Origin of the sequence: Acinetobacter sp. BIGb0102 (assembly GCF_003815055.1) — a bacterium.
Taxonomy (GTDB): domain Bacteria; phylum Pseudomonadota; class Gammaproteobacteria; order Pseudomonadales; family Moraxellaceae; genus Acinetobacter; species Acinetobacter vivianii.
This window is the reverse complement of record NZ_RKQE01000003.1, coordinates 1-25,847: the sequence shown is the minus strand read 5'-3', so window position 1 is coordinate 25,847 and position 25,847 is coordinate 1. Positions and strand designations below refer to the sequence as shown.

The 25,847-nt window shown below is 42.4% G+C and carries 20 protein-coding genes; 8 read left to right on the top strand and 12 right to left on the bottom strand.

Translation table 11 applies throughout. The features are described 5' to 3' along the window. Window positions 1-125 precede the first annotated feature (125 nt). From parC to EC846_RS01560, 4 genes are all read right to left on the bottom strand, one after another. Window positions 126-2,345, bottom strand: a complete 2,220-nt coding sequence (parC, locus tag EC846_RS01575) for a DNA topoisomerase IV subunit A (RefSeq protein WP_123773872.1) — start codon at window positions 2,343-2,345, stop codon at window positions 126-128. A 251-nt stretch (window positions 2,346-2,596) separates the two neighbouring features. Next, window positions 2,597-3,241, bottom strand: a complete 645-nt coding sequence (locus EC846_RS01570) for a trimeric intracellular cation channel family protein (protein WP_004773926.1) — start codon at window positions 3,239-3,241, stop codon at window positions 2,597-2,599. Window positions 3,242-3,293: 52 nt separating this feature from the next. After that, window positions 3,294-3,764 carry a YchJ family protein gene (locus tag EC846_RS01565; RefSeq protein WP_123773871.1) on the bottom strand — a complete coding sequence of 157 codons (471 nt, stop codon included), beginning with the start codon at window positions 3,762-3,764 and terminating at the stop codon, window positions 3,294-3,296. 86 nt (window positions 3,765-3,850) lie between these two features. Further along, window positions 3,851-5,434 carry a TerC family protein gene (locus EC846_RS01560; RefSeq protein WP_005255616.1) on the bottom strand — a complete coding sequence of 528 codons (1,584 nt, stop codon included), beginning with the start codon at window positions 5,432-5,434 and terminating at the stop codon, window positions 3,851-3,853. A gap of 325 nt (window positions 5,435-5,759) precedes the next feature. On the opposite strand from EC846_RS01560, the gene EC846_RS01550 reads away from it, so the two are divergent. Then, window positions 5,760-6,386: a TIGR00730 family Rossman fold protein gene (locus EC846_RS01550; RefSeq protein ID WP_032863777.1), complete on the top strand. Its 627-nt coding sequence runs from the start codon at window positions 5,760-5,762 to the stop codon at window positions 6,384-6,386. A gap of 53 nt (window positions 6,387-6,439) precedes the next feature. Here the strand turns inward: EC846_RS01550 and EC846_RS01545 are convergent, their stop codons facing one another. Continuing rightward, complete coding sequence (locus EC846_RS01545) at window positions 6,440-8,221, bottom strand: choice-of-anchor I family protein (RefSeq protein WP_123773870.1); 1,782 nt, start codon at window positions 8,219-8,221, stop codon at window positions 6,440-6,442. 164 nt (window positions 8,222-8,385) lie between these two features. Between EC846_RS01545 and mdtD the strand changes: the two genes are divergently transcribed. The 5 genes from mdtD (at window position 8,386) to EC846_RS01520 (ending at window position 13,346) form a co-directional block, all read left to right on the top strand. Continuing rightward, a complete protein-coding gene (gene mdtD / locus EC846_RS01540; protein WP_123773869.1) occupies window positions 8,386-9,774 on the top strand; it encodes a multidrug transporter subunit MdtD in 1,389 nt (462 codons plus the stop codon). Window positions 9,775-9,820: 46 nt separating this feature from the next. Continuing rightward, window positions 9,821-10,789 carry a hypothetical protein gene (locus EC846_RS01535; RefSeq protein ID WP_123773868.1) on the top strand — a complete coding sequence of 323 codons (969 nt, stop codon included), beginning with the start codon at window positions 9,821-9,823 and terminating at the stop codon, window positions 10,787-10,789. A gap of 11 nt (window positions 10,790-10,800) precedes the next feature. Next, the gene (locus EC846_RS01530; protein ID WP_005255621.1) at window positions 10,801-11,562 is read left to right on the top strand and encodes a GH25 family lysozyme; all 762 of its coding nucleotides are present in this window, start codon (window positions 10,801-10,803) and stop codon (window positions 11,560-11,562) included. Further along, complete coding sequence (gene dinB / locus EC846_RS01525; RefSeq protein ID WP_123773867.1) at window positions 11,552-12,619, top strand: DNA polymerase IV; 1,068 nt, start codon at window positions 11,552-11,554, stop codon at window positions 12,617-12,619. Before EC846_RS01530 ends, dinB begins: the two co-directional genes overlap by 11 nt. A gap of 370 nt (window positions 12,620-12,989) precedes the next feature. Beyond that, on the top strand, window positions 12,990-13,346 hold the full coding sequence (locus EC846_RS01520; RefSeq protein ID WP_004773913.1) for a RidA family protein: 357 nt from the start codon (window positions 12,990-12,992) through the stop codon (window positions 13,344-13,346). On the opposite strand, the gene EC846_RS01515 is transcribed toward EC846_RS01520, so the two are convergent. From EC846_RS01515 to EC846_RS01495, 5 genes are all read right to left on the bottom strand, one after another. Next, a complete protein-coding gene (locus EC846_RS01515; protein WP_004773912.1) occupies window positions 13,343-13,879 on the bottom strand; it encodes a DUF2726 domain-containing protein in 537 nt (178 codons plus the stop codon). The genes EC846_RS01520 and EC846_RS01515 overlap by 4 nt on opposite strands. 303 nt (window positions 13,880-14,182) lie before the next feature. Then, window positions 14,183-16,564, bottom strand: coding sequence for a YgiQ family radical SAM protein (locus EC846_RS01510; RefSeq protein ID WP_005255630.1), 2,382 nt, complete (start codon window positions 16,562-16,564; stop codon window positions 14,183-14,185). Between the two features lie 232 nt (window positions 16,565-16,796). After that, a complete protein-coding gene (locus tag EC846_RS01505) occupies window positions 16,797-19,067 on the bottom strand; it encodes a TonB-dependent siderophore receptor (RefSeq protein WP_123773866.1) in 2,271 nt (756 codons plus the stop codon). 192 nt (window positions 19,068-19,259) lie between these two features. Beyond that, on the bottom strand, window positions 19,260-20,468 hold the full coding sequence (locus tag EC846_RS01500; protein WP_123773865.1) for an MFS transporter: 1,209 nt from the start codon (window positions 20,466-20,468) through the stop codon (window positions 19,260-19,262). A gap of 78 nt (window positions 20,469-20,546) precedes the next feature. After that, a complete protein-coding gene (locus EC846_RS01495) occupies window positions 20,547-21,800 on the bottom strand; it encodes an esterase-like activity of phytase family protein (protein ID WP_171409965.1) in 1,254 nt (417 codons plus the stop codon). 447 nt (window positions 21,801-22,247) lie between these two features. Between EC846_RS01495 and EC846_RS01490 the strand changes: the two genes are divergently transcribed. Together EC846_RS01490 and EC846_RS01485 are read left to right on the top strand one after the other, a co-directional pair. Next, entirely contained in the window at window positions 22,248-22,811 is a 564-nt protein-coding gene (locus tag EC846_RS01490; protein ID WP_062847132.1) for a lytic transglycosylase domain-containing protein, read from the top strand. A 355-nt stretch (window positions 22,812-23,166) separates the two neighbouring features. Beyond that, the gene (locus EC846_RS01485) at window positions 23,167-23,685 is read left to right on the top strand and encodes a lytic transglycosylase domain-containing protein (protein WP_188393556.1); all 519 of its coding nucleotides are present in this window, start codon (window positions 23,167-23,169) and stop codon (window positions 23,683-23,685) included. 63 nt (window positions 23,686-23,748) lie between these two features. On the opposite strand, the gene cysK is transcribed toward EC846_RS01485, so the two are convergent. Together cysK and EC846_RS01475 are read right to left on the bottom strand one after the other, a co-directional pair. Beyond that, the gene (gene cysK / locus EC846_RS01480; RefSeq protein WP_123773863.1) at window positions 23,749-24,750 is read right to left on the bottom strand and encodes a cysteine synthase A; all 1,002 of its coding nucleotides are present in this window, start codon (window positions 24,748-24,750) and stop codon (window positions 23,749-23,751) included. 127 nt (window positions 24,751-24,877) lie between these two features. Further along, window positions 24,878-25,600, bottom strand: coding sequence for an AAA family ATPase (locus EC846_RS01475; RefSeq protein ID WP_123773862.1), 723 nt, complete (start codon window positions 25,598-25,600; stop codon window positions 24,878-24,880). Between the last annotated feature and the right edge of the window lie 247 nt (window positions 25,601-25,847).

Genomic DNA, 25,847 nt, shown 5'->3' with positions numbered 1-25,847 from the left:
AATGTAACAACGTTACTTTCCATGGCAAAACATTTTTTTTAACTTTTTGAATTGCCCTGTCAATCTATCCAAATAATCTGAATACATTGTCATATATAACGTATTTGTATTACAGAATACTAGCCTTATCTCTGAATGAGGAGTCTATTTGCTTTTTGATATCCACGTGGTAAAAGTTGCCCCTTTGTTGCTCTTTTTCCTAGATATTTTTGAAGATCATCCCCTTTCAACTTCAGATGCTGTTGTCCTGCATCGATTTGGATTATTTCATCTAACGTCAGGGTTGTCATGGATAAAATTTGCTCTTTTTCATCAAGTTGTATCAACTTGTTACCCTTACCTTTATTGAGAACTGGCAGGTCAGCTAAATCAATAATCAGTAAACGTCCTGACGAACTCAGAATGGCAACGTGAGTGGCTTGCTGAATTGGCAATAGCGGTAAAGCTGTTGCTTTGTCTGCAACAGTCAGGAAGGCTTTCCCAGCTTTTGCATTGGTATCCAGTTGTGCTGCCTGACTCTTAAAGCCGTAACCATTTGAACTGGTTGCAATCAGCTCGCTGCTCTCCTCATCAATAAAGACCTGAATAAATGACACACCACTGGCTGGTGAAAGTTTTGAACTGAGCGGTTCACCCAAGCCACGTGCCGAAGGCAAACTGCTGATCGGCAAGGCATAACTACGCCCTGTCTCATCAAGGAAATAGACACGCTGGTTGGTTTTACCCACAGCATGACTGAGATACTGGTCACCCGCACGATAATTCAGATTTGCTGCATCGACTTCTGCCCCTTTGGCAGCGCGTACCCAACCTGCCTCAGACAATACGACGGTCACAGGCTCAGCAGGCATTAAATCCTGTTCTTTAATCTGGACGGCATCCGCACGCGCAACGATTGGTGAACGGCGGTCATCACCAAACTTTTTCGCGTCTTCTTTTAACTCATTAATGATCAGGTTTTTTAATGATTCTGGATTTGCCAATTGCTCACGAATAATCGCAGCTTTCGCTTCCAGTTCTTCTTGCTCACGGCGAATTTCCATTTCTTCAAGCTTAGCCAAATGACGAAGTTTGAGTTCGAGGATCGCTTCAGCCTGAATGTCATCAATACCAAAATGCTGCATCAATACAGGTTTTGGCTGATCTTCTTCACGGATAATCCGAATCACGGTATCAATATCCAAGTAAGCAATTAAAAGACCTGCCAGGATATGCAAACGTTTTTCGATTTTATTCAAATGGTATTGCAAACGACGGGTCACGGTTTGCTTACGAATCTCGATCCATTCCAATAAAATACGACGAATCGATTTCACCTGTGGACGACCATCCGCGCCAATCATGTTCAGATTGACACGATAGCTCGACTCTAGATCCGTAGTTGCAAATAAGTGACTCATTACCGTTTCTGCATCGACGCGATTTGAACGCAATACAATCACCAAACGGGTTGGATTGGCGTGATCCGATTCATCACGTACATCGCTCACCAATGGCAATTTTTTGGCAATCATCTGATCTGCGATCTGGGTAATGACTTTCGAACCCGAAACCTGATAAGGCAGTTCAGTAATCACAATCTCATTTTTATCGACCGCATATACCGCACGCATACGATAACTACCACGACCTGTGGTTTGAATTTTGAGTAATTCTTCAGGTGGGGTAATGATTTCAGCTTTGGTAGGTAAATCTGGTGCAGGAATATATTCTGCCAGTTTCGCATCTGAAGTTTCAGGATTACGAATTAAGGCGATTGTTCCTTTCACCACTTCACGCAAGTTATGGGGCGGGATGTCGGTTGCCATCCCCACCGCGATACCCGTGGTGCCATTTAACAAAATATTCGGAACGCGTGCAGGCAAAGTGATTGGCTCTTTCATTGAACCATCAAAGTTGTCTTGCCATTCACTGGTGCCTTGGCCCAATTCGCTCAGTAATAATTCACTATAAGCAGAAAGTTTGGCTTCGGTATAACGCATTGCCGCAAATGATTTCGGGTCATCTGGTGAACCCCAGTTACCTTGACCTTCAACCAATGGATAACGATAGCTAAATGGCTGTGCCATCAACACCATCGCTTCATAGCAGGCTGAGTCACCATGCGGATGATATTTACCCAGTACATCACCGACGGTACGTGCCGATTTTTTCGGCTTCCCCGTCGATTTCAGGCCAAGCTCGCTCATCGCATAGACAATACGGCGCTGTACAGGTTTTAAACCATCACTGATATGGGGCAATGCACGATCCATAATCACGTACATGGCATAGTTCAGGTAAGCCTGCTCAGTGAATTCGGCTACGGAACGGTTTTCTGTGGCATGATGTGCAAGGCTGGTCATTTCAGCGAGTCATCCAAAATCATTTATTATCGTCAATGCTTTGTATGCTATGTGGATGAAGGCGTTGTGACAAGCCCTTGTTGTTGTTTAAACGTCAAATGGTGTCTCAGGAAGATTACAAGACCTCAAAAGTTAAACATTCTTCATGATTGACCAGCCGATAAGCGGCATAAAGCCGCAATCCAGACCAGCATCTTTTATTGTATAAAGTCGCTTATTATCGCGTATTTTTCTTTTTTAATTGAACCAGATCAATGCTCATCTGTTGAAGAAGCAGACTCGGCATCATCTTCTTGATAAATAAATTTCGGCATTTCCAGACCAAAATAGATCGCGATCAAACGTAAGGTAAAACCAAATACCAAAGTAAAAATTACAGTCAGATCGTGCGGTAAGCCAACTTCCAGACACACCCAATAACAAATCACGGCAACAAAGGAAATACTGGCATACAACTCACGGCGGAACACTAAAGGTACGTCATTACACAGAATATCGCGCAGAATACCACCCGACACTCCTGTTAATACGCCTGCCACCGCCGACACCACAAAACCATGCCCCATCGATAAGGCAATCTGACAACCAATAATGGTAAATCCAATTAGACCTAGAGCATCCAGTACCAGGAAGATATTGCGTAGATGACGCATCCATTTGGCAATAATGATGGTGACAAAAGCCGCAGCGCAGGTCAGCACCAAATATTCAGGATGTTTGACCCAAGTTAAAGGATAATGCCCGAGTAGCACATCACGCACTGAGCCACCCCCCAATGCCGTTACGCAGGCAATCAGTACCACACCAAACCAGTCCATACTACGTCGACCCGCTGACAACGCACCCGTCATCGCTTCCGCAGTAATGGCAATAATATAAATTACGGTGAGTAACATCTGCCTACATCCCTAAATCAGGCGTAAAAGTGTGCGCTATTCTAAGACAAAGTTAGATGAATTGTGCACAACATTGTTTAAATTTTTTCCCCGACCCACAAATGCAGGGTTGTTTCATAGTGATTTGCATGTCCAGCGTGGGATCAAGGAAATACCATTGTTGTTGATGCAAGACAAAATGTGAAATTTCATGATGAACATGCGCTTGTTTGCCATCATGATAATTTGCCTTGAACTCAACCAGTGCATGGGTTTTATCCAGTTTGGGCTGATGTTGTACCACTTCCAGTTTCAGCCATTGATTGGATTGACTCCAGTCGGCAATCGCGGCACGATCCAAAGCGGACTGTTGTCCTAAAGCCGTTGTTTCCAGAATATAATCAATCTGTTGCAAAGCAAAAGCGCTATAACGCGAGCGCATTAGTTGCTCTGCACTTTGAGCTGTCTGTTGTTTCAAATGCAAGGGCTGACAACATTCAGCATAAGGTCCATGTCCACAAGGACAATTCTTTGACAAAATCATTTTGAATTCTCAAATAAAAATAGCCCGAGTAAAACCATTGCATCACAACGGTCAAACTCAAGGCTATTCAGAATAATACAGTTTGATTATTTCTCGACAGGCTTCTCTTTGGCAATAATGCGCACTTTTTCAATTTTGTGCCCATCCATTGTTACCACTTCAAAGCGATAGCCATCAACTTCAACCGTGTCACCATTTTCAGGTAAACGACCGAGGTGGAACAAGATATAGCCTGACAAAGTTGAATATTCCTCACTTTCATCCACTAAATCTTTGCCCAATAACAAAGACACATGGCGAATGTCAGTTGAACCTTCCAGCAACATCGAACCATCATCAAGACTTTCTGCCGCTGCTTCTAGCTCGTCTTCATCAGGGAATTCACCAGCAATCGCCTCTAATACATCAATCGGCGTTGCAATCCCTTCGATTGAACCATATTCGTTCAGCACAATTGCCATTTGCAACGGTGCCTGACGTAACTGTTCCATGACCATCAATACTTGCGCATTTTCATGCACAATCACAGGTTCACGTAGATGTTTACTGAAATCAATCGCGCCCGTTTCAATGTATTCATTCAACACTTTATGGGTGAGTACAATACCTTCAATATTGTCCAGCTCACCACGTGCAACAATCAAACGTGAATGGGTCATTGCCATCAAACGTTCTTTTAGCTCAGCCGGATCATCATCCAGATCTAACCATTCCAACTCTGGACGTGGTGTCATAACGGACTTGACTGGACGCTCAGATAAACCAAGCACACCCTGTACCAAGACACTGTGATACACGCCATTGTCTTCATCAAAGACTTCTTTTGCGTAGGCTTGCGTCGCTAATACATCTTCAGCTTCATTGCTCTGGCTTTCATTGCCATTGCCTTTATTGCCTAACATACGCAATACGGCAGAAGCGGTGCGGTAACGTAAATCTGTCGTTGTGACCAGTTTTTCCTGATTACGGCGCATGGTCTGATTGACCATTTCAACCAACACAGAGAAACCAATCGCTGCGTATAAGTAACCTTTTGGAATATGGAAACCAAAACCTTCCACCACCAATGAGAAACCGATCATCATCAGGAAGCCGAGACACAGGATCACCACCGTTGGATGCTTGTTTACAAAGTCCATCAATGGGCGTGAAGCCAGCAACATGATACCAATCGCAATCGTCACTGCGATCATCATGATCGAAAGCTCTTTCACCATGCCAACAGCCGTGATCACACTATCCAGCGAGAACACTGCATCGAGTACCACGATCTGAACCACGACCATCCAGAAGGCCGCATGCACTGGATTTTCTTCTTTCAGCGCTTGCTTACCTTCAATCCGTTCATGCAGTTCCATCGTTCCTTTAAACAATAAGAACACACCACCAAACAGCAGAATCAGGTCACGACCAGAGAAAGGATGATCAAAAATATGGAATAGAGGTTCGGTTAGGGTTACCACCCATGCGATCGAGGCCAATAGCACCAGACGCATTAACAGGGCGAGAATCAAACCAATTCTACGAGCAGCGTTACGTTGTTCAGGCGGTAATTTTTCTGCCAAAATTGCAATAAAAACAAGGTTATCGATACCTAGTACAATTTCGAGCACCACCAATGTTGCTAAACCAACCCATGCAGCGGGGTCAGACATCCATTCCAGAATCATTGACGTGACTCCTCTGCAAAATCAGCAATATTGTTATGAAGTTGAATTTTTAAAAGGTCGGCACGATGAGCCAAAACATTTTTTGTAGGAAATAAGAACAATGCGGAGCGACAACAACCACTACTCATAGAGGGACATAAATTAATAAAAGGATTTTCAGTATAGGCAAGATTTAACTGAAATTCATCTTTTTTATGTTGATGTTGTTTGCAAATTCTTTCTAAGCGTTACAAAACAGCTTTGTATGTAAAATGTGCATAAAACTGTCATAAACCTCAATTAGCCTAGACAAGCACAACGAAAATGATAAGGTGAAAATAAACGAATGAATAGTGTTCTAATAATGACTGAAAAGAAAAGCATTACCCCTACTCCCATAAAAACCACTCAATCTCTCGTTGCCCTTTATTGCGGCTCACGTACCGGCAACAAACCCATCTATCGTGATAAGGCTATCGAACTGGCCCAACATATTGCCACTCAAGGTTTTGGTATCGTTTATGGCGGCGCCAGCATTGGTCTGATGGGACAAGTCGCCGACACTGTCCTTGAACATAGCGGTGAAGTCGTTGGTGTCATTCCTGAGTTCATGTTGGACTATGAGATTGCCCATCATCGGTTGACTGAACTACACATTGTTCAGACCATGCATGAGCGTAAGGCGCTTATGGCTGAACGTGCCAGCGCATTTATTGCTTTACCTGGTGGTTTAGGCACTTTTGAAGAAATTCTGGAAATTGCGACTTGGGGACAACTCAACCAGCACCAGAAACCTATGATTATTTATAACGTTAACCGTTTTTACGATGCACTGATTGCCCAACTAGATCATGCCGTTGAAGAAGGCTTTTTACCGCCTCAGCATCGTGCCAAAGTGATTGTTTGTGAAACGCTTGAACACATCTCAAGCGTCATTAAAAACTTGAATGCACCAAGCCATATTGAAGTTTAAGACTTGAATATAAAAAAGCGGATCGATTTGATCCGCTTTTTTTGGGTTAGCGTTTAGTGCACATTGACTTGATACACTGCGGTGGAACCACTCACTTCATTCCCCACCACAAGCAATGGCTTACCATTTGGTGAATCTTTTGCCGCAATAAAGATCAGACCTTCTGGCCCTAAATCGCCCTGTTTTGCAGTCTCGGTTTCCGTAAAATTACGCGTGGTAAAATATTCAATAAATTTCGGTTTATTTGGCGTGCTAATGTCATAGACCATAATGCCACTCATTCGCTCTAGCCCAATAAAGGCAAAAGTTTTTTGACCAATGCTACCGACAGTAATCCCTTCTGGCTCAGGCCCTTTATTATCACTACGATCATCAAACGCAACTGCTTCATGGTCGCTATTAAAATAATCAGGGAACAACTCAGCCGTTTTCTTTTCAAACTCGCTACCCGAATCCCAGACCAATTGACCTTGGGTATTCCAGATACTGAATGAACGTGCGCCATATGCATAAAGCTTGTCATAAGTCAGCAGACCATTGGCATCCAGTTTCGGAGAACCATCCGCATTGGTCTGATAACCCATATTCCATGCAATATTCAGGCGACCTAATTGCGCATCATCACGGCACCCACCTGCACCTGTTTCTGTTGCACCACAATAGGCAAAAGTGACTGGATTGAGCTTGGCGCCTTTCACGCCGACTGCCAGCTTTTGCAGATGCGCAGGATAGTCCCCTCCTGTATTAAAGCCCTTACTGTTAAATAAATGCTTCATCCGAATATTTTCAACAAAACCTTGACGGGTATCACCCGCATAATAGGCTTTGGAATCTTTTAACCATTCACGGCTATCGCCTTCATTGGCAGTCACCAAATAGGTTTGACCATTGGCTTGATAATTGGCAATCGAGTCAGGTTGATACATCCCCACTAAGCCAGCCCATGTTTTGATATCAATTTTCTTGTCCTTATCACTGACATCCAGCTCATTCCCAACAACACCGTGGTCTTTATAGCCCAATGGATAAATATCAGTGACCTTCTGCTGAGCAATATCAATCCGTGCAATGGCATTATTTTCTTGTAAGGTGACCCATGCCGTTTTGCTGTCCGCCGAAATCGCAATATATTCAGGCTCCAAGTCTTGAGCGACACTCGCATTTGGCCCAAAAATACGTACCCCTTTTGCCAGTAGATCAGCTTTTTGTGTGTTCCATGCTTTGAAGTCTGCCACATTAGCTTTGGGTTGCTTGATATTACTAATATCGATAATGCTGACAGAGCCCTCTGGATCAACTGAATAATCATCATTCGGCTCACCTTCGTTAGCCACCAAAACGGTTTTACCATCAGGGCTAAAAGTCAGCATATCGGGTAAAGCACCCACACTGACTTTGCTGATAAAGCTTAAATCTTTGGCATTAAAAAATACCACGATTCCCGTATCCGTTTTCTGCTCAGCCTGAACCGCAAGTGCAACAATGCCATTTTTCACCGCAACACTATTCACTTCCGAATTGGCCAGATAAGTACGTGCAGATAGCTCGGCAATATGTATTGGCTTTTCAGGTTTAGATGCATCTAGTACATCAACTAGACCCTTTTGTGCGTTGACAACAAATAGACGTTTGGTTTCAGCATCATAGGCTGGAATTTCAGCCGCACTTTGGGCAAAAATATTGGTTTCGTAGCGCCCCAACAAGCTCAGCTTAATTGTTTCTGGTGTCGGTTCAACGATTTCTGGTGTTGGCGTTGAGTTGTCGTTATCATCATTACACGCCACTAACCCCACCGACAGTAATGCTGTCAATAAAACTGAAATTTTAAATTTCATGATCAAATTCCATACAATTTATTTTGTATGGCTAATCTAGTATCAGGTGATGCAAATTCGATGACATTTTAATGTCAGTTTCATGACCGCTATTTGACAATTTTTGTCTTTATTTCACGCCTATTTGCATTAAACTAAAGCTGAATTTTTACTCATCAAGGCTCATGACAACCACAACACATCAAGCAGTCCAGCCCGAATTCCGATTATTGGTCCTTCTGGTTTCCATTGGCTTTTTTATGCAGGCACTGGACACTACGATCGTCAATACCGCGATTCCAGCAATGGCTGTTCAGCTCAATGAAAATCCCTTGCAAATGCACGGCGTTATTGTGGCCTATGTGTTGTCCGTTGCAGCCTGTATTCCCCTAAGTGGCTGGCTGGCAGACCACTTTGGCATCCGTAATATTTATCTCAGTTCCATGATCATTTTCAGCTTGGCATCGCTCGGCTGTGGCTTATCCCAGAACTTAGAACAACTGTTATTTTTCCGCGTGATTCAAGGTATCGGCGGCGCACTGCTCATGCCTGTAGGACGCTTGGCCCTGTTAAAGCTGATTCCACGTTCACAATTCCTTTCTGCCATGAGCCTGATGAGTCTTGCCGGATTGGTGGGTCCTTTAATGGGCCCGACTTTAGGGGGCTGGCTGGTCGAAGTCACCACGTGGCACTGGATTTTCCTCATAAATATTCCAATGGGTATTTTGGGTATGATCATGACCCTTAAAGTCATGCCTAACCAGAAAGAACCGACGGTAAAATCGTTTGATTTGAGCGGTTTCATCTTATTGATGGTGGCAATGGTCGGATTCGCTTTGGGAATCGAAAATATCGCAGCACCGCAATATCCACGTTTGGTGAGTCTCGGTTTATTGACGACAGGAATGATTGCTGCGGTGGGATATGCCTATCATGCGCATAACCATCAGAACGCGCTATTTCATGGGCGATTATTTCGCTACAAGATTTTCTCAATCGGGGTTCTGGGTAATTTCTTTGCCCGTTTGGGTAGTAATGCGATTCCGTTTATTTTACCGCTCATGCTACAGGTCGCATTTGGTTTTGAACCCTTCATCACGGGCTTGATGATGATTCCCATGGTACTGGGTTCGTTATTTTCCAAGCCCATTGTACGTCCCTTGATTCAACGGGTCGGATATCGCCGTTTCCTGCTGACCAATACCGTTTTAGTCGGTCTATGTATCGCCAGTTTTTCCCTGATGACGGCGGCAACACCCCTGTGGCTAAAAATCCTGCATCTCTTTATTTTTGGTACACTGAATTCACTCCAGTTTGTTGGTATGAATACCTTAACTCTAAAAGACTTGCCTCAACAGGATGCCAGCAGCGGTAACAGCTTCTTATCAATGATTATGATGCTTTCCATGAGTATTGGTGTGGCGCTGGCGGGTACCTTGATCAATGTCTTTGGTCAATATTTCTCGACTGCATCTATTAGCACTGCCTTCCATGCCACCTTGATTGCTTTGGGTTGTATCAATATTCTGACCGCATGGGTGTTTTGGCAGATCCCCAAAGAAACCACCGAATAAAGGCTTTGTGATTAAAACCAATTAAAAATAATAAGGAAAATATTCAATGATTATTCCCCAGTACTGGGCTGAAGCCAAAATAAAAACCAGCATTGTAGGACGTCCTTACACGCTTAAGCGTTTTGGCTGGTCTGATCAAAGCGCAGAGGCAGCACATGTCCATGCGGAACAACGTGTTGCCGAGGCAATTGAGAAAATCAAATCTGGCGAACATATCCGTCGAATTGAGCATAAAGTCCCCTATAACGGTGCCGAAGGTCTTCCCATTCGTGAAGAAATTATTGCTCAGCATGATGATGTAATTATTACGCGTAATGGCTATGGTGCCTTATGTTTAAATACCCCTGATGTGCTTTTTGCTGATATCGACTTTGCAGAGTCCTCTCAATTGACTGTTCATTTTGCTGCTTTTTTCTTGCTGCTGTTACTTTCAATCGCTGTCGCAGCTTATTTCATGTCATGGATGGTCTTGGTTATTGGACTGACTATTTCATTGCTATTCACCCGTGTTTTTGCCAAAAGCTTATCCAGACTGCAACAACGTTTTACAACGACACCTGAACAGCGCTCACTCGCCTTGATCCGAAATTTTTCTCAACAGCATCCTCACTGGCATTTGCGTGTTTACCGCACGCCTAAGGGTTACCGTATTCTGGCAATGCATCAAACTTTTGAAGCCAATGGAAAGGATGCTCAATTACTGTTTAATGCCATTCAGGCTGATCCTAACTATGTACGGATGTGTAAAAACCAGAACTGTTTTCGAGCCCGAATTAGTCCAAAACCATGGCGCATTGGAATGAACAGATTGCGTCTCGGTGTATGGCCTGTGGATCCTCAAGGTTTGGCAATCAGAGAAGCTTGGGTACATGATTATCAGCAACGTGCAGAACCTTATGCTTCCTGTAGATTTGTGGAACAATTTGGTAGTCAGATGGTCAATGCCAAGGCGAAACGGGTACAATCACTACATGATCAATACTGCAAATCCAGCACTCATCTCGACCTCGCATAATCATTGATAATATGGCAAAGAAACCCGTAGCATCTTCCTTCTCTCAACACTATCCGACCTATGCCAGTATCGGTTTAGCTGTCATGCTGGGTGTGGTGAGTTATTTCGGACTGTTCTACCAACAGAAAGCTGCTGCGCAAGACTATGCCATTCGTGGTTTTGACGTTTCACATCATCAAGGTGAGATCAACTGGAAAAAAATCTCTCCGATGCAGTATCAATTCGTCTATCTCAAAGCCACCGAAGGTGGTGATTTTCGTGATAGTAATTTTCAGCAAAACTGGCTCAAGGCTCGTGAACAAGGCTTACATGTCGGCGCCTATCATTTCTATCGTCTGTGTCGTGATGGCAAGGTACAAGCTGAAAACTTTATCGCGACCGTACCTAAAAAAGCGGATGCCCTACCGCCTGCCATTGATCTTGAGTATGACAGTAACTGCATTAATACCTATACCAAAGAGCAATTACTGAAAGAAATTCAGGTCATGCACGACCAACTGCACAAGCATTATGGCAAGCAGCCAATCTTTTATATCTCGAAAAGCTTTTATCACATTGTATTGATGGGGAATTTCACTGAAACGCCACTTTGGGTCAGAGATTATGACGGCAAACCTGAGCTCAAAGATGGTCGCCAATGGACGTTTTGGCAACATAGCAGTCAGGGAAAAATTGCAGGTATTCCCAAAGCTGTGGATTTAAACGTTTATGCCGAATCGCCTAAACAATGGCGGATTTTTCTGAAACAGCAAGGCATTCAAGATGCCAAATGAATTACGAAAAATTATCCATATCGACATGGATGCCTTTTATGCATCAGTCGAGCTGAGAGAACGCCCTGATCTCAAAGATTTACCTGTCGTAGTATCTTCACACCATCCGCGTGCCGTCATTGCTGCCGCCTCATATCCTGCCCGTGTCTTTGGGCTTCGCTCTGCCATGTCAATGGGACAAGCCAGAAAACTCTGCCCACAAGTGGTGGTAATTGAACCAAACTTTGAAAAATATCGTGAAGTTTCAGCCCAAATCCATCATATTTTTCAGCAATATACGCCTTTGATTGAACCTTTATCTTTAGATGAAGCCTATCTGGATGTGACTGAAAATCTAAAGAATATTCCGAGTGCGACCGAAGTGGCAGCGCAAATCCGTGCCGATATTCTTGCAACTACAGGACTGACGGCTTCTGCGGGTGTAGCACCCAATAAGTTTCTGGCAAAAATCGCATCGGACTGGAATAAACCCAATGGCTTATTTGTGATTAAACCACATCAAGTATTGAAATTTATTCAGGATTTAGCCTTAAACAAAATTCCTGGTGTCGGTAAAGTTACTCAGGAAAGATTAAGTCAGCTCAATTTACATACACTGGGTGATCTGCAAAAAATCGAAGAGAATGTCCTGATCCATCATTTCGGGAAATACGGCAAACAGCTCTATTTATATGCGCAGGGAATTGACCATCGACCTGTGAAAGCGGAACGCGAACGCCAGCAAATTTCCAAAGAAATTACCTTTGATGATGACTATACGCTCGAACAATGTCGCCATGCATGGCAGCCTCTTGCTGAGCAAGTTTGGCGGAGCCTGAATAAAAAACAACTGACCGCACGCGGGGTCAATGTAAAACTTAAACTCAAGAATTTTCAGGTTTTGCAGCACAGTAAAAGCTTTAAACAGGCCTTACAATCACAACAGGATTTAGGGCAAGTGGTTTTACAGTTACTTAATGAAATGCATATCGATCCAGCGTTTCAATTCCGTCTGGTCGGGGTAGGTGTTTACCAGCTTCAAACGGCACAAGAAGAATCACAGCTTTCTTTATGGTAATGCCGATTTTTTATACAAAAGCGTGATTATTGCTCAAATTTATGTTTGCTTTTTATGCAATTTTCAGTACTCTAAACAACGCAGTAACATTATCCATGTTATGTGCCTTGCTAAAGAAAACCTCGCTTTTAGCATCTGCTCCTGTGGTTGGCGTGACGATCAAATCCGAAGATTACAGGGCACTTCCGATGTTCTTTAGTTGCTTATTTTTCCAATCAAAATCCCTCATCTTCAGCTCTCCATTTCTTCTTCACCTACTGATAATTTAATGGAAATAGAAACTTTTTTAGCCTGATTTATACAAAATTACACTGCTGTTCAATCGCATCAAGTACAATCCTGTCAGTATATAATTGATTAAGGAATAGCTATGTCTGTGCAACGACTTCATGTCACTTCACGTTTTTGCGAAGTCGCAATTTCAGGAAATCTTGTTCATCTCGCAGGCCAATTGGCAGATGACACCAGTGTCGACGTAAGTGCACAAACACAGCAAACTTTAGATAATATTGATCGTTTTCTCGCAGATGCGGGTACAGACAAGACTCATATTTTATCGATTACGATCTTTTTAAAAGATATCGAACGAGATTATGCAGCCATGAATGCCGTATGGGATGCGTGGATTGCTGAGGGACATCCCCCAGCACGTACCTGTGTAGAATCTAAACTCTATGCACCTGATGTTTTGGTTGAAATGACAGTAACCGCTGTTCGCCCCGATTAATACGATTTCACGGCGAATTCATTGTATTTCATCATCCGCTCCATCTTAGGCATTGAGGTTGATGTCACTGTGGTGGGAATTGTCATCGGTTCAAACAAATCTGGCACCAGATCTTCTCTCAATTCCTGCTCGGTCGGAATGCTGCTATAGCGTAGTACGCGATAGCCTGCTAACTCAAGCAAACTGTCCTGATAATGTTTCTGATGCAGACGATTCACATAAGACTCGTCTGCAATCTCAATAATCGCGAGTACTTGATGTTGTTGGTCTAGCACCACAAAATCAGCCACTAAACCTTGATATTTACGGCGCGTATGCGCAAATTTAGTTGTTAATAAAGCGTCAAAAGACACATGTGCCAATACGGTATGACGCGGTAAAACGGCTTGTAAACGCATTAACGTAATCTGCTCGGCAATATTTAGAATACCGCGGCGTTTTAATGGACTATCTTGGCGCCTGTTTTGTTGTAGGCGGCGAAGTGCGAGTGCTGTGATCAACAGCAACCCAACTATTGTTATGAAATAATACATTACTAACCAATCCCTTTAGATTTTTTATAATCATTTTTGGCTTTAAGCCAATTTTTTTAATCAATAACAGCGATAGCAAATTCATTTTGCAGTGCAAACTTAAGTTTTTTAATCGTGTTTTCCCAGACGACCAAAGTCGTAACTGCCCTCTGCTCTTTATTTATAATCATTACGCTTTGATTATTCAAGTCGTTATTGTCAGTTTATGTTTCGAATACAGCGCGTTTTGTGGTCAAATTATAAACATTTACCTAATATGTAAATAAAAAAGGCATGAAATATCATGCCTTTTTTGTCATCAAATTAACGATGGGCTTTTGCTTTAGACTTTGGCTTGCCCGAAAAAGGTCTCTTCTCACCTGTTTCACGCGGTGGTAAACCATTGTGCTGGGTTAATACCTGACCTTTTTGCGGATGTTTCTGACCCGACTGTGAACGAGATTGTCCTTGGCCGCGTTTTGCAGAATCTCCTGCAACACTCGAGTTCTTTTTACGGGCAGACTTATATTCACCTTCAGCCGTACCTTGTGGCTGATAAGTCGGAATCAAGTGCTGTTTTGAATTTCCGATTAAATCTACACGCCCCATATCTTTCAAGGCTTCACGTAATAAAGGCCAGTTATTTGGATCATGGTAACGCAAGAACGCTTTGTGTAAGCGACGACGCTTTTCACCTTTAACAATATCCACATTTTCCGTATAACGCGCCACTTTAGACAATGGATTTTTGCCCGAGTAATACATCGTGGTCGCGGTTGCCATTGGTGATGGATAGAAGGTCTGCACCTGATCGGCACGGAAACCATTCTTCTTCAACCAGATCGCCAGATTCATCATGTCGTAATCGGTGGTACCCGGATGTGCAGCAATAAAGTACGGAATTAAATATTGTTCCTTACCTGCTTCCTTACTGAAACGCTCAAACATCTGTTTAAAGCGGTCATAGGTGCCGATACCAGGCTTCATCATCTTCGATAATGGGCCATTTTCAGTATGCTCAGGCGCAATTTTCAGATAACCACCGACATGGTGCTGAACCAGCTCTTTGACATATTCAGGGTTTAATACTGCAAGGTCATAACGCAGACCTGAACCAATCAGAATCTTCTTCACACCCTTGATGTCACGCGCCTTACGATAAAGCTGAACCAACGGTGCATGATCGGTATGCAGGTTTTGACATACCCCAGGGTAAACACAAGAGGGTTTACGGCAATTCTTTTCAATTTCAGGATCATTACAGTGCAAACGATACATGTTTGCAGTTGGGCCACCCAAGTCTGAAATAATGCCGGTGAAATTTGGTGCAGTATCACGGATTTTTTCAATTTCTCGCAGAATTGAATCTTCTGAACGGTTTTGAATAATACGACCTTCATGTTCTGTAATCGAACAGAAAGTACAACCGCCGAAGCAGCCACGCATAATATTCACAGAAAATTTGATCATATCAAATGCAGGGAAACGCGCATTGCCATAAGCAGGATGCGGTAAACGTGCATAAGGTAAATCAAAAACGTAGTCCATTTCCTCAGTAGTTAAAGGAATTGGCGGTGGATTGATCCAGACATCACGTTCGCCATGACGTTGTACCAAGGCACGGGCATTACCTGGATTGGTTTCAAGATGCAAAATACGGTTGGCGTGTGCATACAGAACCTGATCATTGGCGACTTCTTCATAAGAAGGCAAACGGATCACAGCAAGTTCACGTGGCGGTAATTTATGTTTTATCGCTTTTGAAGGTGCTGGTTTAAGCTGTACGATCTGGGTATCTGGATCTAAATTGTCGCCTTCACGGACAATTGGGTTGGCAACGAATTCTTTCTGGAAGTTCTGGTATTGAGCCAGTGAGTTGCCTTTTTCTTTTTCAACTTCACAGCCGTCAATATCTTCAGTCATCACATAAGGATTGATGATCTGATCAACACGGCCAATCGTATCGACATCGTTACTTGCGATCTCAACGAATTTAGCTTTCGATTGTTTGTTATGTTTATTAATAATAAATGCGGTACCGCGAACATCGGTAATCTCGTGAACTTTTTCACCTTTGGCTAAACGATGCATCACATCGATAATGGCACGTTCACCATTACCATACATCAATAAATCAGCCTTCGAATCCATCAAGATAGAACGACGGACTTTATCTGACCAGTAATCGTAATGTGCGATACGACGTAAGCTACCTTCAATCCCGCCAAGCAAGACAGGCACATCAGGGAAAGCTTCACGACAACGCTGGCAATACACTGTTGCTGCACGGTCTGGACGCTTGTTCGGTTCATTATTGGGTGAATACGCATCATCAGAACGGATTTTACGATCTGCCGTATAACGGTTAATCATCGAATCCATATTTCCAGCGGTCACACCCCACGCAATGGTCGGTTTGCCTAAAACACGGAAACTCTCGACATTGGTCCAGTCTGGCTGGGCAATGATGCCAACACGGAAGCCTTGTGCTTCAAGCACACGCCCAATCACACCCGATACAAATGAAGGATGGTCAATATAGGCATCCCCACACACCAAGATAAAGTCACATGCATCCCAGCCGAGCAGATCCATTTCTTCTCGTGACATCGGCAAAAATGGTGCGGGTTCAAAACACGACGCCCAATATTTGTCGTAATCAAACAGCGCTTTTGGCGCAGTCTGCGTGGTATAGGCAGTAGACATAGCTTGCGAATCTCGGCTAGCAGATGGAGGAGAGACATCTAAAGATGAAAGCCGATCATTTTAACATGAATTTCATTCATTTTCCCTGTTTATAAAATATTCAAGAACAAGGAGATAACAAATTATTTGTATAAAGTTTAATCAAAATATAAATATTCCCAAGAAATTTTATAATATCTACACAAAATTCATAGAGGGCTGAAAATACCACCCCTCTATGATTCAAACGATTTTAAAACTTAGCGCGGAGGGTTAACTTCATGTTCCGTGGCTCGCCATAACGATTCGAGTCTGTTGTTAAATATGAATAATATTTTTTATCCAAGACATTATTGGCATTAACAGCAATCGTAATATTTTCACTCAATGGATAGCTTGCCATCAAGTTAACCAGTGCATAGCCTTCCTGTTTTGCAGGTTTAGAGCCATAACGTCCGACTAACCACTCACTTTGATAATTTACTCCACCACCCACAGTTAAGTTGTTGGGTAACTTATACGTCGCAAATAAACGAGCAATATGTTCAGGTGTAGTTTCATTGAAAGTTTGGCCCTGCTTGGCGATATCTTTTTTATATTCTGTTGTATTGTAGGTATAACCTGCTGAAAGATTTAAATTTGGTAATACTTCTCCACGTAATTCGGTTTCAATCCCTTCACTGATCACCTCGCCAGCAGAGGTATTACAATATCCTTCTCCACCATTAAAGGCACACTGCCCTTTACTACTCTGATCCTGAATAGCTCGATTAATTTGATTTGTTCTAAAAGCTGCAATTGATGCGATCAGTTTATCGTCATTAAAGCTTCCTTTCAGCCCGATTTCGTAGACATTACCCTGAACTGGATCAAGCAATTTTTCATTACGATCTTTGACATTCTGCACAACGAAGGTATCTGTGAAACTCGCATAACCCGTATAGGTATCATTAAAATCATAAGTTAAGCCCACATAAGGCGTCCAAATATTAGCTTTTTTATAATGAACAGCACGACTGTCGACAAATTTACCCGTCACATTACTTTGATATTCTGAATCATATTTAAAATTACTTTCTCGTACACCCGTAATCAACTTGAGTGAATCAGCCAAGTTCCAACGTGTCGTCAGATAAAGGCCAGTTTGCTCAGTTTGTACATACGAACGGCCGCCATCTTGATCATAACGTGGCGCGGCATAAGGTAGACCATAAGGATCAAAGTCAAACACATTTACTTGCATTTGCTCAACACCAACAGGTTTGGTATTGGCTTGACGATCCCACAATGAACCATCCGCCATCATGGTATCCCAGCTGGTCCATTGTCCAGGTATATCACTTTTCTGATGATTGATCCCCGCAACTAACTCATGTTCACGGCCTAACAAGTTAAATGAACCTTTAGTAAAGAAATCAAACACATCAAGTTGCTGATTATAACGATAGCCATATTTGTTGATCGTCGCCTTTGGATTACTCTTATCAATCGCACCTGTGCTAGCAAAGGCAAGGCTGGTAAAGGCCATGTCCATATCAATATCAGCTCTTAAATAACTTCCCTTCACCATCCATCCATTTTCGAACTGGTGGGTCAAATCAATAAAGGCCTGGCTATTTTTCTTATCCCAAAAGTCTCGGTAATCACAACCACAGTTATCTCGATCCAGTCCAATATCAGATCCATCTGAATAACGAGGCAAACTGTTCACTGGCACCGCATGTTCTTTCTGTTGGGAATAGCCAAAATTAAGTAAAGTATTTTTTGTTAGGTCCGCGCTGATAATTCCGTAAAGTAAATTACTGTCGCGCGTAACGGCTTTCATCCATGAATCACCATCTTGATAAGCTAAAACCAGTCGCCCTCTTACTGTTCCTGATTCATTTAAACGGTTGGAAACATCGACTTCCCCACGGACTGTATTCCATGATCCATAACTCACTGCACCGCTAGCATGAAAATCAGCCGTTGGCTTTTTACGAATCAGATTCACCGTGCCTGCTGGTTCTCCTGAACCTTGCAACAAACCCGCTGCCCCACGTAAGACTTCAACGCTTTCCAACATAGCCATATCGGGTTTTGACGAAGCGACATTGGTTGCATTGACGGCAACTCCGTCGTACTGCATCAAATTAGAGTTCCAGCCATCCCCCATGTTGAACCCACGTATCGAGAAGTTGGTTCGTTCAGTATTGTCCCCCGTTAGAATAATCCCTGTGGTATTTAATAAAGCCTCCCCTAGATTCGTTGCTCCCATATCTTCCATTTGTTTTTGTGTAATCACCGAAACCGACTGAGGGGTTTCCTTAACGCTTAAATTGAGCTTGGTCGAAGTACTGGCATTTTTCTTGGTGTAATTATTTTCCAATGAATCATCTGCTGTAACTACAATTGTAGGCAAAATATTGGTCTGTGTTGTTGCCGCCTCCGTGGCAGCATAGGCTGTTCCAACCCAACATGTATAAAGTGCTAGATAAATTGCACTTTTTGGAAAAATTCGATATTGAGAGATAGGACGGTGCATAAGATTCTCCATCTAAAATGAGAATCATTATCTTTATATTTTACACTTACACAACGATTATGTTCATATTTTATGCATTATTTTCTGCTTTACCTTATCAATACTTTCAATAAAGGAAGTATCAACTTTTGTTCCGACATCACGATCAGAGTTAAAAAACTTGAATCAATAATAAAATCGGCACTTCCCTTGTTATTCTGAAAAAGCCCTAGACTTCAATCTCAACGCCAACAAAAGACCAAAGATTAAAACCACCGCAACCATGCAAGTAATGCCAGTCCAGCCAAAGTTTTCCCAGACCAACCCACCGCTACTGCCCAATAAACTTGAACCGATGTAATAGCAGAGTAAATACAGCGAGGACGCTACTGCACGGTATTGCACAGCCTGCACCGAGACCCAGCTACTCGCGGTGGAATGCGCGGCAAAAAATGAAAAAGTAAAAATAATCAGCCCAAGCAGAATCGTCCAGAGAGAAGGAATTAAAGTAATCAGTAACCCTAGCATCATCGTCAATAACAAGATTGGCAATACCTTATCGCGACCATATTTAAAACCCCATTGCGCGGCTTTAGGTGAACTGTAAATTCCTGCCAGATAAGCAATCGAAATCAGGCCAATCCATGTTTGTGAAAGATTGAAAGGTGCTTCCAGCAAGTGATAACTAATATAGTTAAATACAGTCACTAGACAGCCCATCAAGATAAATCCTTGGGCAAATAAAATACGTAATTTTGGATCTTTTAAATTCTGCTCAAAAGCTGCCTTAAAACGGGAAAAGCGGAATGGATAGGGTTTGAAATGCTGTGATTTTGGTAATAACAGATAAAATAGACAGGCGATAATGAAATTGATAAAACCAATCGCATAGGTCGCTGCTTGCCAAGAGATAAAATCAACCAGCACCCCTGCAATCAAACGCCCGCCCATGCCGCCAATCGCAGTGCCTGAAATATATAGTCCCATCGCAAAACCAATATCTTTTTGCGCAATTTCTTCACCGATATAAGTCATCGCTACCGCAGCAACGCCGCTAACAGCCAAACCAATAAAAACACGGGTGGTCAGGAAAATTTCCCAAACAGGAAAAGAAGCACTTACCAACAATAAAATTGAGACCAAGAACAAGGCAAAGACCATGATCGGCTTACGACCAAAACGATCAGAAATAAAACCTGTAAATAGCAGACCAATCGCAAGTGCAACGGTTGAAAAAGATAATGGGAAACTACTGTGCGTGGGTGTCACATGAAAGAATTCTGCAAAGATCGGCATCATTGGCTGGACACAGTACAACGATGAAAATGACGCAAAACCGGCAAAGAACAAGGACCATAAAATCGCAGTAAACGATTTTGAACCATACTCGATATGGGTTGGGCGCAACACTGATTCAGACATGAGGACTCCTTATGCCCAATCAGTATACGCCTTCAGCCGAAATGCGGAATGATCGTTTCGGCGATTTTTACCTATTGTTTAAAATAATGCTTTGGGTAAACGAATCTGGATAATTTCATTATCATCAGCTTCTTTGGCATTACGTCCCGATGAACCAGGGAAATTATTGTCATTCAATACCGTCAGGGTCGTGCCATTTTCAATAATCACATCTTCAATGGTCTCAAACGGGAAAGCAAAAACTTTACCTGTACCAATATCCCCTACTCGCGCTGTGCCGTATAGCGCATCTGGATTGGCAATTTTCATCAAGTCGACCAGATCTTCACGCGCTACCGTTTGTTTCGGTTCATTGAACTTAATCCGAATCAGCTTTTTATGTCCGCCGAGATTATTCTGGCTGGCATCACGCTCAATGATAATGCCTTCTCTGTCATTAAAGAGTTGAAAATCACCAATGTTGGTGGCTTTACTGTCCAGTTCAAACCAATAATAAAGACCTGTATAAGCTTTTTTCTGAATATCAAATTGAGAAATTAACAAGCGTCCAGTTGAGTCATTGAGCAATGGCTTTTCCAGTAATGGATATAAATACTTGCCATCTGGTGAAATTGCCATCCCCTCGAAACCACTACTCCGTCCAACCAATGGCTCAACATAATTGATATTGGCTTTGTTGAGCTGGTTTTGTGGTGAACGTAATTCTTGTGTCGGATTCAATGGATTCGGCAATCCAATCGGCGCATCTAGCAACACACCGTCTGCCGAGAAATGCAGCAGATAAGGGCCAAACTCATCGCCAATCCAGTACGTTCCATCTGCGGCACGTTGCATAGATTCTGGATCAAAATCCGCCCCCGTCAATAAACGGTCAGTGGTATTGCCATTGATGATTTCAAAAGGAATCAACTTATTCGGATCACGTAACTGAATAAAACCTTGCACAGCCACTTGCCCTGTGCCTTTACTCTTGGTTTTAAAGTCTGCTTTGATTTTATAAATACGCAATAAGAAATCGGCTGAATTGTCTTGTGTGCCGAAACCATTATCTGCCATCGCCATATAACTACCATCATCATTTTTTAAAGCAGCAGAAAAACCTTGTACGGGTTGCCCTTTAAATGGCGGATAAATCCCATTGGCACCGCTCACAGCTTTACCCGAGTCTGGGCCAGCCGCATAAGTGGCTACAGGAAGTTTGGCAAAAGAAACTAAAGTAGGCTCGGTCACTTTTTCTGTGGGTGTGGTCTGATCTTGCTTATTATCATCATTACAGGCAACCAGCCCAAAAGCTGTGCAGCACATCACAGCCAATAAGGTTTTCTTGTTCATCATTTTATTCATTTGGTAAAAAAATCATGCAAATTTAAGCAAGCTTTGATGACGTTTTTACTGCAATAGCATGAATTCTTTATGGCGGAAAAATGACAACTCATCCAGAACAAACGCCACCCGAAAACTAATGTAAGTTAAAACGTACAATACTTGGGGTGATTGGCGAATATACACATTGTGCGCTATCCACTAATATTTGAAGCATAGAGAGACAGGATGTCTCATTCAGAAGAATAAGAACACAGGATGTGGTCGTTGACAGGAGTTGGCGGCAAGAAACCAAATATGAAAAGCCTCGACAGGATGTCGGGGCTTTTTTATTGTCCTAGCATTTTTCTTAAGACATAAAACTAAACGATTTAACTTACTATTCTGCATTGACTCTCAACGACTTGCTACCTACTATCCGCATGTTTTATATATGATGGTCAGTCTTTTTTTACGATGATAATTTACAACAAATTTTGCTTTTCTCGGTTTCAAATTACTTTTGTCAAATTGAGTATCATCCTTTTCAGTACTTATTTAACCGTTGCATGTACCAGTACTCAAGGCCCTTCGGTACGCCAATCTCAACAGTTTGCAACGGGCATTCAGAACGCTTATTCCGTTCCGCCCACCACTGCGAATCGCGTTGCCCCCATCATTCTAAAAACAGCAGAAAAACATAATATTTCACCCCATTTATTAGCTGCACTGATTCGTCAGGAATCTAGCTATAGAACTTTTGCACGGTCTTCTGCTGATGCGGTTGGTTTAACTCAGGTTCGTCCAAAATTCTGGCAGCAATTTTGCCCAGGCGATTTGTACGATGAACACGTCAATATTAATTGTGGTGCCTATATTTTAGCGAATTACTATCAATCGACTGGAGACTGGGCAAAAGCCTTGGGTTATTACAATGTTGGACCGACAGGCTATCGAAGAAGCCCATATATGCGCCAACAAGCTGAACGTTATGCCAGCTCAGTCAAACGACATGAACAATCATTAAAAGAAGCTTTATAAAATTTGTCAGTAAAAACCTACATCGGTTGGGGTGATTGGCGAATATCCAGTTCGTTTTCCATTCATTAATATATGAATCATACAGAGACAGGATGTCTCATTCAGAATAACAAGAACACAGGATGTGGTCGTCGACAGGAGTTGGCGGCAAGAAACCAAATATGAAAAGCCTCAACAGGACGTTGGGGCTTTTTTATATGACCCTTAAAAGAATAAATACAGTAAAACAACTACTATTGACTCACCTAAACCGAGTGCATACCATCCTAATAATTTTATTTTGTCTCTGGTCTTGGTTTTGCAAATCGTCTCTACATCATCGAATCAAGGTATTGCTTCTAACGCTCTTGGCTCAATATTTTTAAAGCTTAGTCTTATCGTCATCGCGGTGAGCCTTTCTGCGTGTAGCAGCTTAAGTGGATCATTTGCAAATCGCTCGAATCAGCTCTCGTCTGGTTTACAAAATGCCTATTCTGTTTCCCCAAACACGGCAAATCGTTTATCACCCATGATTATCCAGAGTGCTGAACGTTACGATGTTTCGCCAACTTTACTGGCTGCCCTGATTCGTCAGGAATCCAATTACAATAGCGCTGCCCGCTCACCAACGGGTGCAATTGGGTTAACACAAATCATTTCCAGTCATTGGCGCCAGTCTTGCCCAGGCGATCTTTATGATGAAAATGTCAATATTAACTGTGGCGCGCATGTCCTCTCAACCTACTATCGATCAGCGGGTAGCTGGTCTAAAGCTGTAGCTTATTACAATGTCGGCCCTACAGGATATCAACGTAGTTTCTGGACGCGCCATAAAGGGAAAAAGTACGCTCGCTCGGTTAAACATCACGAAAAAACGTTAAAGAAAGCACTTTAAAGGCAATCAAAAATAAAAAACCATGCGTAAATAGCATGGTTTTTTATTGGCTAAATAATGGAATTAAGCTTCCTCAAATAAACCTTCAAATAAGACTGAAGATAAATAACGCTCTCCACTATCAGGCAAGATCACCACAATGGTTTTGCCTGCATTTTCAGGACGCTCTGCAATCTGCGCTGCTGCAGCCAATGCTGCACCACTCGAAATACCCACCAATATTCCTTCTTGAGTTGCACACTTTCTTGCCCACTCAATTGCATCGGTACTATTCACAGGTAGCACTTCATCAACTAAATCCAAGTCCAAATTTTTAGGGATAAAGTTTGCGCCAATGCCCTGAATTTTGTGCGGTGCAGGTGTAATGCTCTCGCCATGTTTGGTTTGGGTAATAATTGGTGATTCAGCAGGTTCAACTGCAACTGAATAAAGTGGTTTATTCTGAACCTGTTCAAAATAACGTGAAATCCCAGTAATGGTCCCGCCCGTACCAACACCTGCTACTAGAATATCCACTTGACCATTGGTTGCCTGCCAGATTTCAGGGCCAGTAGTGTCTGTATGAATTTGTGGATTCGCTGGATTCTCAAATTGTTGTGGCAAGAAATATTGTTCTGGATTTTCAGTGGCTAAACGAACAGCCTCATCCACTGCACCTTTCATTCCTTTGGCAGGATCAGTAAGGACCAGATTTGCACCTAATGCTTTTAATACTTTTCGACGTTCCAAACTCATACTAGCAGGCATGGTCAAGGTAATTGGATAACCTTTTGCCGCTGCCACAAATGCTAAGGCAATCCCTGTATTACCACTTGTCGGTTCAACAATATGCATGCCAGCTTTCAGTACACCGCGTTTTTCCGCATCCGCAATCAAAGCAGCACCAATACGACATTTCACTGAAAATGCAGGATTACGGCTTTCAACCTTTGCTAAGACAGTTGCACCCGTTTTAATAAGACGGTTGATACGCACTAAAGGTGTATTACCAATCGCTTCCGCATTATTTGAGTAAACCGCGATACCTAAGTTAGCAGGTGTTGGAAATTGCTGATCAGTTGACATGTTATTTCCTTATTAGATTTAAAATGATTCTCAATCATTATAGGCTTGTGAATCTATGAAGAAAGTAGAAAAATAAAAATTATAAAAAAGAAATACTTTTCTAATGGTTAAATAGGACAAGTCTTAACTACTGTTCCAAAATTTGCGTTACTCTCTTTTGATAATTATTGAGAAAGTCCTTTGTTACCCGAAAATGTTCCGTTTCTTCATAGCTCACTTGTCTAATTCCCGATTCCGAAAACTGGTAAATCTTTGCATTTGGATAAGCCAGAAGAATGGGAGAATGTGTTGCAATAATAAATTGAGAATGTGCCTGACATAAACGGTCGATTACCGATAACGTTGTCATCAACATTGTAGGAGAAAGCGCTGCCTCAGGCTCATCTAAAAGATATAATCCATTCCCTTTCAGTTTCATCGTTAAGAGTTTTAAGAAAGCCTCTCCATGAGAGCGACGATGAATATCTCCTCCATATTCAACTAAATAATCAACTTCTTTCATATAAGTTGCTACGTTATAAAAGCTTTCAGCACGCAAAAAATAATAATCCTGAGGCTTTTTATAACTTTTTATTGTGCGTAGAGATTGATGTAAAACCGAGCTGGTCATTGCCGTATTAAGTTGAACATTACGTGTCCCCCCTTCTTCTGAAAAGCCCAATGCTAGTGCCAGTGCTTCAAGAATGGTGGACTTTCCTGAACCATTCTCTCCAACAAAAAATGTAACTTCTGGATGAAATTCAATAGTTTCCAGATCATTCACTGCTGGAATAACATAGGGATAACTGGCCCAGTCCAAGGTCTCTGGAGCTTTCAACTTTACAGATCTGATATAGGGTCTTTCTTGCATAATGCCATTAAAAATCTCTTTTCTATAGCATGCTAGATTTTGAGTAGCAATAACAGATTCATTCGATTCTTAACGTCTTGGTTTGACGCTTTTCTTATTTATAAAAATTCCGCGCGCAAAAAAACACCCCAACCTCTCTCGAGACTGGGGTATTTAGATTTAAAAGCTGGCGATGACTTACTCTCACATGGCAAGTGCCACACTACCATCAGCGCTAAGAGGTTTCACTTCTGAGTTCGGGAAGGGA